This is a genomic window from Microbacterium sp. Bi98, from assembly GCF_918698045.1.
GTDB lineage: Bacteria > Actinomycetota > Actinomycetes > Actinomycetales > Microbacteriaceae > Microbacterium.
In genome coordinates, this window is sequence record NZ_CAKKLK010000009.1 from 65,329 (window position 1) to 77,074 (window position 11,746).

Here is an 11,746-nt window from a genome sequence, read left to right on the forward strand (position 1 = left end):
GCATGGGGGTAGCAGTCGAGGTCGATTTCGACCAGATCCAGACCATGATCGATGTCCTGCTCGGGTCGCTTTCCGATCTGCGGGCCGAGGGTGCCGCTCTCGACAGCGCTTCGCAGGTGATGCTCGCAGGTTGGGACGGCGAAGCCGCAGACGCCTACGAGAGTCGGCACGACCAGTGGCAAGCGGACCATGCCTACAGTCTCGACGCATGACTCCCTCAGACGACCTGACCGCCCGCATCGACGCTGTCATCGGACGAGGCGACTCGGAGTCTCGCGCATCCGTGCTCTCGGGGGTTCTCTCGTGCACCGCCCTGCCCTCGTGGCCCCAGCCCTCGTTCGCCTCATGAGCGGCGGCGGACCCGTTGCACCGGGCTGGTACGACGTCCATCGACGCACCCAGAGGTGGTGGGACGGTCGCCAATGGACGGAGAACGTCATCCATCACGGGCGACCGATCACGGCCACGGCACTTCGCACAGCGACGACCAGGATGCAGTGGACGTGGGTCGGAGTCGGCGTGGTCGCCTGGGCGGCGTTCCTGGTCTTCGCGTTCGCCTTCGGTCCGAGCGCGGCGTTCGCGCTCGCCCTGCTGCCGGTCGCCGGCACGGCGGCGATCGTCGCCGCCGCGATCACCGGGTCGCGCCTGATCGTGGCTGTTCCCCCCACCCCCGGTGGCCCGGTCGCCTCCCGATGACGAGAGCGGTCAGGCTGAGGGGCTGATGACCTCGACCTCTGCCTGCGCGAGAGCGGCGGCGAACGCCGGCGCCGGGGACGAATCCGTCACCAGGTAGTCGGCTCGGTCGAGCGTGGTGACCTGAGCGAACAGTCGTCGGCCGAACTTCGACGAGTCGGCAAGGATCGCGGTGCGCTCGGCCCGCTGGATCATCTCGGCCATCATGTTCGCGTCCCCCATGTTCGACGTCGAGAACCCGGCCTCGTCGATGGCGCCCACGGCGATCAGTGCCAGATCGCAGCGGATGTCCACTTCCGGGCCGCCCGGGGTCATCATGAACGCGACGGGTCCGGTGGTGGCCTGGGTGATCGCCCGCACGGCCCCGCCGAACACGTAGAGGTCGCGGAAGGCGGAGGGCGAGATCTCCGCGGGGATCCGCAGGTTGTTCGTGGCGATCGTCAGGTCGCGATGGTTGCGAAGCGCCCGAGCGAGAGCCAGCGTCGTCGTTCCGGCGTTGAGCATCACGACCGCTCCGTCGTCGATGAGTCCCGCCGCGAGACGCGCAATCGTCTCCTTCTCCTCCGTCTGCAGCCGGAGACGGACGTCGAGCGCCCGGTCCTTGAGCTGCCCCTCGGCGCTGACCGCTCCGCCGTGGGTGCGGATGACGACGCCCTCTCGGTCGAGCTGATCGAGGTCCCGACGGATCGTGTCGATCGAGACGTGGAAGTGCTCTGCGAGACCTCCGACGGTCACTTCGCCGACCTGTTCGACGTAGGCGGCGAGGTCGGCTTTGCGGCCGGCGGGGAGTCGACGCTTGGGCGACGGAGTTGCTTCCATGCAGACATCTCTAGCACAGGTGCGCAGATAAACCCGCAGACTTCGGCAGAGATCGGCATCCGACGTATCCACGCGACCAACTTGGTTTTCGCCGTGACAATGCGGGTACAGTCGTGAAATCTGTAGTTACAAGTCGAAATAGATGCAGAGAATGCTTGACGATCTCGCAAACTACGGCATAACATTGCTCAAAACCGCATGAACAAGCATTGAAGCGCGAATGCGGCACGATCTCGAAGAGGAGAAGTGATGATCACAGTGGGGCGAGGGCGACGCATTCTGAAGCTCGCCGGCGCAGCGACAGCAGCCGTGACAGTCCTGGCCGTGGCAGGGTGCGCGGCAGGCGACAGCGGAACCGATGGAGGGGATGGCGGAGACGTCACCATCGAGTTCGCCCAGTGGTGGGAGCCCGAGCTCCCCGACGGTGAGTTCCGGGCGCTCATCGACGAATTCGAGGACGCCAACCCGGGCGTCACGGTCAAGCTCGTGAGCGGACCGTACGCATCGACCAAGGAGCAGCTGTTCGCGGGAGCGGCCTCCGGCACCATGCCGGACGTCGTCGGCCTCGACGGCGCGTGGGTCAACGACTTCGCCTCTCAGGGAGTGATCGCGGACCTCACCGCACTCATGGAGGAGTACGACTACGACGACAGCGAGCTGGCGAGCCAGATCCAGGTCGACGACAGCACATACATGATCCCGGTGGTGAACTTCGTCTACCCGATGTTCACCAACGACACGCTGCTGGCAGATGCGGGCGTCACCGCCCCGCCGGCCACGCGCACGGAGTTCGCCGACGCGGCATCGAAAGTCTCGGCGCTCGGCGGCGACGTGTCGGGCTGGGTGCTCCCGCTCTCCCTGGAAGCGCCGAACGGCGTGCAGAACGACGTCATGTCGTGGGTGTGGGCCTCCGGAGGCTCGATGCTCGAAGACGGTCAGCCCGATCTGACGAACGACGACGTGACGTCGGCGGTCGACTTCATCGGCGGCATGTGGGATGACGGCTCGATCGCCTCCGGTTCCTTCACGATGAAGGAGCAGGACAAGGTCGAGGAGTTCACCAACGGTCGTGTCGGCATGATGATCGACTCGCTCGCGCACATCAACCTGATCCGCGAGACGAACCCCGATCTGAAGTTCTCGATCTCGGCGCTGCCGGCCGAGGACGGATACGACGGCGAGCGCGGCATCCCCTACGCATCCTGGGGCATCGGCGTCGCCGAGAACTCGGAGCACAAGGAGGCGGCATTCAAGCTGGTCGAGTTCCTCATGAGCGAGCAGACCAACTCGGAGCTCTCGACGATGGCGAACGCGTTCCCCGGCAACTCGAAGTCGGTCCCCGGATTCGTCGAGGACGATGAGCTGTTCAAGACGGCGTTCGAGATCTACCAGGCGGGCTACCCGGCGAACGAGTTCACCGGGCTCCCCGTGGCGGAGGAGCTGATGCGTCAGCTCGGCGAGCAGCTGCAGTCGGCCTTCGACGGTCAGCAGTCGATCGACGACGCGCTCAAGAAGGCGCAGGACGCGTGGGTCGCGGAGTTCTGATCTCCCACGACCCGCATTGAACGGGGTGCCGCATCGCTCCCGATGCGATGCGGCACCCGACCAACCAAGGAGCCACGCTTCCCATGAGCCTGAGAACGTCCGACGACACCGAGGTGATCGTCACCGGAGTCGCGCTGTCGCGTCGCCGACGGCAGCTGCGCAAGACGACCGAGTCGTACGCCTTCCTCTCGCCGACCATCATCCTGCTGTTCGTGCTGATGATCGTGCCGATCGTCATGGTGATCGGCTATTCGTTCCAGGACAACGTGATCCTGAACAAGTCGCCCGAGTTCGTCGGCATCGGCAACTACGTCGAGATCCTGTCGGATCCGCGCTTCTGGAAGGCGACGGGCAACACCATCCTCTTCACGGTGACGAGCGTGGTGGCGCACCTGGTGCTCGGTCTCGCCTTCGCGATGATGCTCAACAGCCCGCTGCTCGGTCGGTTCTCACGGTCCTTCTTCCGGGCCCTGTACGTGCTGCCGTGGCTGTTCACGGTCGCCGTGATCGCCGTGCTGTGGCGGATGCTCCTCGCCCCGAACGGTGTGGTGAACTTCCTGCTCAACACCGACATCGAATGGCTCGCATCGCCGCAGCTCGCGCTCGGCACCATCATCTTCATCAACATCTGGGCGGGATACCCCTTCTTCATGGTGAGCCTGCTGGCCGGCCTCCAGGGCATCCCGAATGAGCTGAACGAGGCTGCCACCGTCGATGGCGCGGGTGCCGTGCAGCGCTTCTGGAACGTCACCATCCCGCAGCTGCGTCCCATCATCGTCAGCCTCGTGCTGCTCGACCTGATCTGGACGTCGCAGCAGTTCGCGCTCATCTGGATGACCACGGGTGGCGGACCGATCGACGTGACCGAGGTGCTCAGCACCTTCACCTACAAGCTCGCCTTCGCGAAGTACGACTTCTCGCTCGCGGCGACCTCCGCCGTGCTGGTCCTGCTCATGTCGATGGTGCTCGCCGTCTTCTACGTCCGTCACCAGAAAGCGAGGGACTGACCATGGCTCTCACCGTGCAGAACCAGCGCCGCGTCGCCAAGACCGGGGTCATGATCGGCCTCATCCTCGGAGCAGTGTTCGCCGCAGGGCCCGTGCTGTGGATGCTGTCGAGCTCGTTCAAGTCGAACACGCAGATCTTCGAACTGCCTCCTCGTCTGGTCACCGACACGTTCTCGTTCGACGCCTACATCGCGATCTTCACGAACCCCGAGACGATGCGGTTCTTCTTCAACAGCTACGTCGTCGCGGGCTCCGTCACGATCCTCACCCTCCTCGTCGCGATCCAGGCGGCGTACGCGTTCAGCCGGTTCGACTTCCGGGGCAAGCGCATCCTCAACGTGGTCATCGTCAGCGTGCAGGCCGTGCCACCCATCACCCTGCTGATCCCGTACTTCGGTCTGATGGTGGCGCTCGGGCTGTACAACTCGTACCTCGGGCTGATCCTCACCTACATGGTGTTCACGCTGCCCTACGCGATCATCATGATGACCGGCTACTTCAACACCCTCCCCAAGGAGCTCGACGAGGCCGTCCGCGTCGACGGCGCCGGATCCATGACCGCCTTGTGGCGCATCCTCGTGCCGATCTCGATCCCCGGGATCGTGTCGGTCGGCATCTACACGTTCATGATCGCGTGGAACGAGTACCTCTTCGCTCTCACCCTCACCCGCACGATCGACATGCGCACGGTGCCCATCGGCATCCAGCTGCTCATGGGGCAGCACTCGTACGAGTGGAACCAGATCATGGCGATGAGCGTGCTCGGCTCGATCCCGGTCCTCATCCTCTTCCTCATCTTCCAGCGGTACTTCATCAGCGGTCTCACGGCGGGGTCCGTGAAGAGCTGACGTCGTCCCGACGGATCCACGACCACCACGAAACAGGAGAAATCACGTGCTCTACACCGGCAAATCCATCCTCGATGTCGCCAATGCCAATAACTTCGCCATTCCGGCGTTCAACATCAGCGACTGGGCGATGTTCAACGGGATCATGGACATCAGCGAGGAGAAGGCCGCTCCGGTCATCATCGCGATCCACCCCGACGAGGTGTCGCACATCACCACCGACCTCATCCCCGCGATGCACGCCCGCGCCCACCGGTCGAGCGTTCCCGTCGCGATCCACTGGGACCACGGCGGAAGCTACGAGGAGATCATCTCGGCCATCAAGGCCGGCTTCACCTCGGTCATGATCGACGCATCGCTGCTGCCGTTCGATGAGAACGTCGCGCTCACGCGCAAGGTGGTCGATGCGGCGCATGCCGTCGGCATCCAGGTCGAGGGCGAACTCGGCACGATCGGCGCCAACGACAGCTACGGCGAGTCGGGAGCGGCCGAGATCATCTACACGAACCCGGAAGACGCGGTGCGCTTCGTCGAGGAGACAGGCGTCGACAGTCTCGCCATCGCGATCGGCACGTCGCACGGCCTGTACCCGAGCGACAAGAACCCCGAGCTGCGTCACGACCTGCTCGAGCAGATCAAGGCCGCGGTCGGCATCCCGCTCGTGCTGCATGGCGGATCCTCGAACCCGGATGCGGAACTCCGCCGCGCCGTCGAGCTGGGTGTGAACAAGATCAACATCTCGAGCGACATCAAGGTCTCGTACCACAACCGCATGCGCGAGATCCTCGGCACCGATCAGCGTCTGCGCGAGCCGAACGCGATCCAGCCGGCGGCGCTCGAGGCCATGAAAGCCACCGCTGCTGAGAAGATCGAGCTGTTCGGTGCGGACGGCAAGGCGTCGCTGTACTGAACCCCGGATCTCGGAAGGATGATCGGCGACGTGGGCAGAACTCTCGTACTCGGACTCGGCGGCACCGTCGACTACGAGCTGAAGTGGGATTCGTCGGTGTTCGACAGGCTGGCGCACGCGCACGGAGTGCGGCGGCACGAGCTCACCACCGCGGCGCCGATCACCGACGAACGGTCGTTGCTGGTGGCGGTGCTCGCGTTCGTCGCCTCGGGGACAGGGGCGGAGCGTTTCGTCGCCTCGTCCGAGGTGATCGAGGACTTCGTGTCGCACTTCGAGCACGCGATCACGCTCGGGGGCACCGGTGTGCGAGCGGGGCTCGTGCTCGACGCCCTCGGCATCCCGAGCGTGCAGCACCTCGTCAGCATCGACGACAACGTCCGTCGTCTGCTGCCGGACACGATCTCCTACATCTGCTCGGCGACCGAGGACACCCTCGACCCGCATCTGATCGTGCAGTATCCGGTCGGCGCGCACGTGCGCCTCGCGGACGGCGACGTCCTGTCGCCCGCGCCCAATCGGCTGATCTTCGCGAACGATCCGCCGAACCGGAGGATGCTGCTCGCCACCGATCTGCCGACGACGCTGGCCGACGCGGGCGTCTTCCTCGTCTCGGGATTCAACACGATGCAGGATCACGACCTGCTGGAGCTCCGGCTCGCCGAGGTGCAGGGCGCGATGCGCAGCCTCCCCGACGACGCGCTCGTCTACTACGAGGACGCGGGCTTCTACACGCGCGATTTCGCCGACACCGTGCGCCGCCATCTGCTGCCGCAGATCCATGTCTACGGCATGAACGAGGATGAGCTGCAGGAGTACCTCGGACGCGCGGTGAACCTCCTCGACACCGACGACGTCATCCGCGCCCTCCGCGCGGTGCACGCGATCATCCCCGCGCGGGTACTCGTCGTGCACACCCGCTACTGGGCGATCGCCATCGGACCGGATGCCGCTCGGCACGGTGCCGCCCTCGACTCCGCCGTCCGCGTCGCCGCCACCCGCTACCGCGTGGGTGACGGCCTGACCGCCGCGGACGTCGACGACACCGATGCGATGCCCCGCCACGGGGGAGGGGAGGCGCTCGTCGCCGCTGTCGAGGCCGGTCTGCCCGGTTCCGTCGGGGTCGCCGCATTCTCGCTCGACGTCGCCACACCGACGACCGTCGGACTCGGCGACACGTTCGTCGGCGGCTTCCTCGCCGGAGCCGTGCGATCGAAGGAGAACGTGTGAACCCGATCCTGCTGTCGTCCAACCGGCCCGCCGAGCGCTTCTACCGCGGCGGTGCGCGCATCAGCGCCTTCCGCGGCGAAGCCAGTGACGCTCCCCGCGAGCCGGAGGACTGGATCGGCTCGACGACCACGGTGAACGGCGAGCCCCTGCTCGGGCTCACCACGCTCCCGGACGGCCGCGTGCTGCGTGACGTGATCGAGCACGATCCGACGGCCTGGCTGGGCGATGCCCACGTCGCACGGTGGGGTGCGGACACACGACTGCTCGTGAAGCTGTTGGACGCGGGGCAGCGACTGCCGGTGCATGCGCACCCGCACGACGACTTCGCAGCGACGCATCTCGGTCGAGCACACGGCAAGGCAGAGGCGTGGTACATGCTGCAGGGCGGCACGGTGCATGTCGGACTTCGGGAGGACGTCGATGCCGCGGCGCTCGCCGACCTCGTGGATCGGCAGGACGTGGACGCACTGCTCGGTCTGCTGCACGAGGTGGAGGTCGTTGCGGGCGACGTCGTCTGGGTGCCGCCGGGCGAACTGCACGCGATCGGCGCCAGCATCCTGCTGCTCGAACTCCAGCAGCCCGAGGATCTGTCGATCCTTCTCGAGTGGGACGGCTTCGCGATCGACGGTGCGGAGGCCGGGCATCTCGGTCTCGGCTTCGAGCTGGCGCTCGCCGCGGTGAACACCCGTGGGCGCTCGGCGGCAGACCTGGACGCGCTGATCGGAACCGCCCCCGATTCCGGTTCCGTCTTCCCAGCCGCCGCGGACGAGTACTTCCGACTCGAGCGGATCCCCGTCGACGGCTCGACCGTCGTCGGTCGCGGCTTCTCGATCGTGATCGTGAGCGGCGGTGACATCGAGATCGACGGACGGAGACTCCGCATCGGTTCCTCGCTGCTCGTGCCGGACGCGGCCGGGGTGCTCGAGGCGACGGGCGCGGGCGAGCTTCTCGTCGCCCGCCCGCCCGCGCCCTGACTCGGAATCGACGCGGACTCTCCCCGGCTAGACTGGAGCCATGCCCGAACCGAAAGTCGCCAGCTTTCCGGCGATCCGTGGTGCGCTGAAGTTCTACCAGATCGCGTCGATCATCACCGGAGTCATGCTGCTCCTGCTGGTCGCCGAGATGGTGCTGAAGTACACGCCGATCCGACTCGAGCTCTTCGCAGGGGGATCCGGCGGTCTGCTGTGGTTCGCACCCGTGGTCGAGGGACCCGAGGGCCTCGAATCGACCGGCGACGGACTCAACATCTCGCTGTCGATCCTCGTCGCGCACGGCTGGTTCTACGTCGTCTACCTCTTCGCGTGCTTCCGGATGTGGAGCCTGATGCGCTGGCCGTTCCTGCGCTTCATCCTGCTCGCGCTCGGCGGCGTCATCCCGCTGCTGTCGTTCTTCATGGAGGCCATCGTCGCCCGCGACGTCAAGGCCTACCTCGCTTCCCGGGAGGCCGCCGCGGCCCCCGCCCCTGCCACGGAAGGTGTCCGGTGACCGAACAGTCCGAGACCCAGCAGCGCCCCGCGCTCGTCGTCGACTTCGGCGCGCAGTACGCGCAGCTGATCGCCCGCCGAGTGCGTGAGGCGGGTGTCTACAGCGAGATCGTGCCGCACACCGCCACGGCCGCCGAGATCGCCGAGAAGAACCCCGTCGCCATCATCCTCTCGGGTGGTCCGTCGTCGGTCTACGAAGAGGGCGCACCGCGCCTCGACCCGGCCGTGTTCGACCTCGGAGTGCCCACGCTGGGCATCTGCTACGGCTTCCAGTACATGGCGCAGACGCTCGGCGGCGAGGTCGCGAACACCGGGCTTCGCGAGTACGGCGCGACGGATGCCGTCATCTCCGGCGACGGCGGCACGCTGCTCGGTGGCCAGCCGGCAGCGCAGAACGTCTGGATGAGCCACGGCGACCAGGTCGCCAAGGCGCCCGAGGGGTTCGACGTGCTCGCCACGACCGACGCGACGAAGGTCGCGGCGTTCGCGAACGAGGAGCGCGGCTTCTACGGTGTGCAGTGGCATCCCGAGGTCAAGCACTCCGACCACGGACAGCAGGTGCTCGAGAACTTCCTGCACAAGGGAGCCGGGCTCGCCTCCGACTGGAACAGCGACAACGTGATCGCCGAGCAGGTCGAGCGCATCCGCGAGCAGGTCGGTGACGCCCGCGTCATCTCCGCCCTCTCCGGCGGTGTCGACTCGGCGGTCTCGACCGCGCTCGTGCACAAGGCGATCGGCGACCAGCTGACTGCGGTGTTCGTCGACCACGGCCTTCTCCGCAAGGGCGAGCGCGAGCAGGTCGAGAAGGACTACGTCGAGTCGACCGGCGTGCGTCTGATCACGGTCGACGCGGCTGATGTCTTCCTCGGTCACCTCAAGGGCGTCACCGACCCCGAGGAGAAGCGCAAGATCATCGGGCGCGAGTTCATCCGCGCTTTCGAGAAGGTGCAGCTCGACCTCGTCGCCGAGGCGAAGGCCTCGGGCGGCGCCCCGGTCAAGTTCCTCGTGCAGGGCACGCTCTACCCCGACGTCGTCGAGTCGGGCGGCGGTGCAGGCACCGCGAACATCAAGTCGCACCACAACGTCGGCGGGCTGCCCGATGACCTCGACTTCGAGCTCATCGAGCCGCTGCGCGCGCTGTTCAAGGACGAGGTCCGTGCGATCGGCCGCGAGCTCGGCATCCCCGAGGCCATCGTCGGGCGCCAGCCCTTCCCCGGCCCCGGCCTCGGAATCCGTATCATCGGCGAGGTCACGCAGGACCGCCTCGAGATCCTCCGCGAGGCCGATGCCATCGCTCGCGAGGAGCTCACCAAGGCCGGACTCGACCAGGACATCTGGCAGTGCCCGGTCGTTCTCCTCGCCGACGTCCGCTCGGTCGGCGTGCAGGGCGACGGACGCACCTACGGCCACCCGATCGTGCTGCGTCCGGTGTCGAGTGAAGACGCCATGACCGCCGACTGGACACGCCTGCCCTATGACGTGCTGGCCAAGATCTCCAACCGGATCACCAACGGCGTGCGCGACGTCAACCGCGTCGTGCTCGACGTGACGTCGAAGCCGCCGGGGACCATCGAATGGGAGTGAGCGTCTCGCTCACCTGATCTCGAACGGGCACGGACCATCACGGTCCGTGCCCGTTCGCGTTATTTCGGGCAGGATGAGCGTATGACCAAGGCGCGGACGAAGATCACGGTGATCGGTGCAGGCAGTGTGGGCGTCAGCGTCGCGTATGCGGCGCTGATCCGGGGGAGTGCGGCCGAGGTCGCGCTCTACGACATCGCCACCGACAAGGTGGATGCCGAGGTGCTCGATCTCGCGCACGGGACGCAGTTCACCTCCGCGGCCGTGAGCGGCGGCTCCGACCTCGCCGTCGTCGAGGGCAGCGACGTGATCGTCGTCACCGCCGGAGCGAAGCAGCAGCCGGGACAGACCCGCATGGAGCTCTCGGGCATCAACGCTCGTCTGCTCGAGAAGCTCATGCCTCAGCTCGTCGAGCGCGCGCCGAACGCCGTCTTCATCATCGTCACGAATCCGGCCGATGTGATGACGGTCGTCGCCCAGCGTGTCTCGGGCCTGCCGCCGCATCGCGTCTTCGGATCCGGAACCGTGCTCGACACGTCGCGTCTGCGCTGGCGGCTCGCGCATCGCGCGAATGTGAGCACCGCGAGCGTGCACGCCGACATCGTGGGCGAGCACGGCGACACGGAGTTCCCGCTCTGGTCGAACGCGACCATCGGCTCGGTGCCGATTCTCGACTGGCCCGCCGATGAGCCGTTCACCGTCGACGAGCTCGACCGCATCGCCGTCGAGGTGCGCGATGCGGCCTATGCCGTCATCCGCGGCAAGGGAGCCACGAATCTCGCGATCGGCGTCAGCTGCGCCCGCATCGCCGAGGCAGTGCTGCACGACGAGCGGGCGGTGCTTCCGGTCGCGACGGTGCTCGACGGCGAATACGGGCTTCGCGGTGTCGCGCTGTCGGTGCCCTCGGTGGTGGGCGCTGCCGGGGCCGTGCCGTTGGCCGAGACGCCCATGAGCGAGCACGAACTCGCACTGATGCGGGCCTCGGCCGACGCGATCCGGGCTGCGGTCGACGAGCTCGGCTGATCGGCGGCCGGAGATTCCCGGAGTTTTTCGCGGAGATGTCGATCTGCGGCATCTTCGTTCGACGTCTTCAATGAGAGGGTCGACAGGCGGCCCCACCACCGAGGAGAACACCATGAAGTACATGCTGATCATGCGCTCGAACGACGAAGCGGTCGAGGCGTACAAGGAGATGCCGTTCGAGCAGGTCATCGAGGCGATGGGCAAGTACAACGAGTCGATGATCAAGGCCGGCGTGCTGGCTGCGGGCGAGGGCCTCAGCGACGCGGCGGAGGGATTCGTCGTCGACTTCAGCGCCGAGAAGCCTCTCATCACCGACGGCCCCTACGGAGAGACGAAGGAGCTGTTCAACGGCTTCTGGATCCTCGAGGTCTCCAGTCGTGAAGAGGCGGCGGAGTGGGCGAGCAGGGCTCCCCTCGGCAAGGGGTCGTTCCTCGAGGTGCGGCGCGTGACCGACGAGTCCGACTTCCCGGCCGACAACGAGTGGATCGAGAAGGAGAAGGGCTGGCGCGAAGAGGAAGAGGCGCGTCGCGCCCAGCAGTGAGATGACCGACTCCGCACACCGCGAGACGGTCCGCCACGCACCCGACGAGGGCGTGCGGCGGGCCGTCG

At 66.6% G+C, this 11,746-nt stretch carries 14 protein-coding genes; 13 read left to right on the forward strand and 1 reads right to left on the reverse strand.

Going from position 1 to position 11,746, the window contains the following annotated elements; translation table 11 throughout:
* The first annotated feature begins 2 nt into the window (after positions 1-2).
* Genes LQZ85_RS13640 through LQZ85_RS13650 form a run of 3 tightly spaced genes read left to right on the forward strand, consistent with a single transcriptional unit; the run spans position 3 to position 696 of the window.
* Positions 3-212: a WXG100 family type VII secretion target gene (locus LQZ85_RS13640; protein WP_056277292.1), complete on the forward strand. Its 210-nt coding sequence runs from the start codon at positions 3-5 to the stop codon at positions 210-212.
* Positions 209-349 carry a hypothetical protein gene (locus tag LQZ85_RS13645; RefSeq protein ID WP_162253849.1) on the forward strand — a complete coding sequence of 47 codons (141 nt, stop codon included), beginning with the start codon at positions 209-211 and terminating at the stop codon, positions 347-349. The genes LQZ85_RS13640 and LQZ85_RS13645 overlap by 4 nt, the downstream gene beginning before the upstream one ends.
* Entirely contained in the window at positions 346-696 is a 351-nt protein-coding gene (locus LQZ85_RS13650; RefSeq protein WP_230101018.1) for a DUF2510 domain-containing protein, read from the forward strand. The genes LQZ85_RS13645 and LQZ85_RS13650 overlap by 4 nt, the downstream gene beginning before the upstream one ends.
* Positions 697-705: 9 nt before the next feature.
* Here LQZ85_RS13650 and LQZ85_RS13655 read toward each other — a convergent pair whose 3' ends face one another.
* Positions 706-1,512, reverse strand: coding sequence for a DeoR/GlpR family DNA-binding transcription regulator (locus tag LQZ85_RS13655; RefSeq protein ID WP_053098975.1), 807 nt, complete (start codon positions 1,510-1,512; stop codon positions 706-708).
* Between the two features lie 249 nt (positions 1,513-1,761).
* On the opposite strand from LQZ85_RS13655, the gene LQZ85_RS13660 reads away from it, so the two are divergent.
* The 10 genes from LQZ85_RS13660 (at position 1,762) to LQZ85_RS13705 (ending at position 11,678) form a co-directional block, all read left to right on the forward strand.
* Positions 1,762-3,057: a sugar ABC transporter substrate-binding protein gene (locus tag LQZ85_RS13660; RefSeq protein WP_056277298.1), complete on the forward strand. Its 1,296-nt coding sequence runs from the start codon at positions 1,762-1,764 to the stop codon at positions 3,055-3,057.
* A gap of 83 nt (positions 3,058-3,140) precedes the next feature.
* Positions 3,141-4,064 carry a sugar ABC transporter permease gene (locus LQZ85_RS13665; RefSeq protein WP_053098977.1) on the forward strand — a complete coding sequence of 308 codons (924 nt, stop codon included), beginning with the start codon at positions 3,141-3,143 and terminating at the stop codon, positions 4,062-4,064.
* A gap of 2 nt (positions 4,065-4,066) precedes the next feature.
* Positions 4,067-4,912, forward strand: a complete 846-nt coding sequence (locus tag LQZ85_RS13670) for a carbohydrate ABC transporter permease (RefSeq protein ID WP_053098978.1) — start codon at positions 4,067-4,069, stop codon at positions 4,910-4,912.
* A 46-nt stretch (positions 4,913-4,958) separates the two neighbouring features.
* A complete protein-coding gene (locus LQZ85_RS13675; protein WP_053098979.1) occupies positions 4,959-5,822 on the forward strand; it encodes a ketose-bisphosphate aldolase in 864 nt (287 codons plus the stop codon).
* Positions 5,823-5,852: 30 nt separating this feature from the next.
* Entirely contained in the window at positions 5,853-7,049 is a 1,197-nt protein-coding gene (locus LQZ85_RS13680) for an ADP-dependent glucokinase/phosphofructokinase (RefSeq protein ID WP_230101019.1), read from the forward strand.
* Positions 7,046-8,023 (forward strand): carbohydrate kinase, encoded by a 978-nt coding sequence (locus LQZ85_RS13685; protein ID WP_230101020.1) that lies wholly within the window; start codon positions 7,046-7,048, stop codon positions 8,021-8,023. The genes LQZ85_RS13680 and LQZ85_RS13685 overlap by 4 nt, the downstream gene beginning before the upstream one ends.
* 40 nt (positions 8,024-8,063) lie before the next feature.
* Positions 8,064-8,534, forward strand: coding sequence for a DUF3817 domain-containing protein (locus LQZ85_RS13690; RefSeq protein WP_053098982.1), 471 nt, complete (start codon positions 8,064-8,066; stop codon positions 8,532-8,534).
* Positions 8,531-10,117 (forward strand): glutamine-hydrolyzing GMP synthase, encoded by a 1,587-nt coding sequence (gene guaA / locus LQZ85_RS13695; protein ID WP_072590861.1) that lies wholly within the window; start codon positions 8,531-8,533, stop codon positions 10,115-10,117. The genes LQZ85_RS13690 and guaA overlap by 4 nt, the downstream gene beginning before the upstream one ends.
* An 81-nt stretch (positions 10,118-10,198) precedes the next feature.
* Complete coding sequence (locus LQZ85_RS13700) at positions 10,199-11,137, forward strand: L-lactate dehydrogenase (RefSeq protein ID WP_230101021.1); 939 nt, start codon at positions 10,199-10,201, stop codon at positions 11,135-11,137.
* A 112-nt stretch (positions 11,138-11,249) separates the two neighbouring features.
* Positions 11,250-11,678, forward strand: a complete 429-nt coding sequence (locus LQZ85_RS13705; RefSeq protein ID WP_053098985.1) for a YciI family protein — start codon at positions 11,250-11,252, stop codon at positions 11,676-11,678.
* Positions 11,679-11,746: the final 68 nt, after the last annotated feature.

Bases quoted from the DNA above. Each gene is read 5' to 3' on its own strand.
- LQZ85_RS13670 (WP_053098978.1), top strand. From the start codon at position 4,067: ATGGCTCTCACCGTGCAGAACCAGCGCCGCGTCGCCAAGACCGGGGTC.
- LQZ85_RS13655 (WP_053098975.1), bottom strand. From the start codon at position 1,512: ATGGAAGCAACTCCGTCGCCCAAGCGTCGACTCCCCGCCGGCCGCAAA.
- LQZ85_RS13645 (WP_162253849.1), top strand. From the start codon at position 209: ATGACTCCCTCAGACGACCTGACCGCCCGCATCGACGCTGTCATCGGA.
- LQZ85_RS13640 (WP_056277292.1), top strand. From the start codon at position 3: ATGGGGGTAGCAGTCGAGGTCGATTTCGACCAGATCCAGACCATGATC.
- LQZ85_RS13660 (WP_056277298.1), top strand. From the start codon at position 1,762: ATGATCACAGTGGGGCGAGGGCGACGCATTCTGAAGCTCGCCGGCGCA.
- LQZ85_RS13705 (WP_053098985.1), top strand. From the start codon at position 11,250: ATGAAGTACATGCTGATCATGCGCTCGAACGACGAAGCGGTCGAGGCG.
- LQZ85_RS13690 (WP_053098982.1), top strand. From the start codon at position 8,064: ATGCCCGAACCGAAAGTCGCCAGCTTTCCGGCGATCCGTGGTGCGCTG.
- LQZ85_RS13665 (WP_053098977.1), top strand. From the start codon at position 3,141: ATGAGCCTGAGAACGTCCGACGACACCGAGGTGATCGTCACCGGAGTC.
- LQZ85_RS13650 (WP_230101018.1), top strand. From the start codon at position 346: ATGAGCGGCGGCGGACCCGTTGCACCGGGCTGGTACGACGTCCATCGA.
- LQZ85_RS13700 (WP_230101021.1), top strand. From the start codon at position 10,199: ATGACCAAGGCGCGGACGAAGATCACGGTGATCGGTGCAGGCAGTGTG.